This window comes from Adlercreutzia equolifaciens (genome assembly GCF_029076695.1).
Classification (GTDB): domain Bacteria; phylum Actinomycetota; class Coriobacteriia; order Coriobacteriales; family Eggerthellaceae; genus Adlercreutzia; species Adlercreutzia equolifaciens_A.
In genome coordinates, this window is sequence record NZ_JARFIK010000286.1 from 1 (window position 1) to 312 (window position 312).

Here is a 312-nt window from a genome sequence, read left to right on the forward strand (position 1 = left end):
ACTGAAGAGACGCCCTGGATGCTCCAACGCGCCATCTTCGGCTCTATCGAGCGCTTCCTGGGCATTCTCAATGAGCACTACGCCGGCGCGCTGCCCCTGTGGCTGGCTCCGGTGCAGGTAGCGGTCATTCCCATCGCCGACCGCCACAAGGAGGCGGCGGCCGAGTTTGCCGGCGAGATCATGGCCGTGGGCGGTCGCGTGGACATTATGGATGCCAACGAGCCCATGAAGGTGATGATCGCCAAGGCTCAAGCCCAGAAGATCCCCTACTTGGTGGTCTTGGGCGACAAGGAAGTGGAAGAGCGCCTGGTG

The 312-nt window shown here is 62.8% G+C and carries 1 protein-coding gene; it reads left to right on the plus strand.

What is annotated here, in order from left to right:
• A partial coding sequence (locus PZH32_RS12435; protein ID WP_275208555.1) for a His/Gly/Thr/Pro-type tRNA ligase C-terminal domain-containing protein occupies positions 1 to 312 on the plus strand: 312 nt, incomplete at both ends.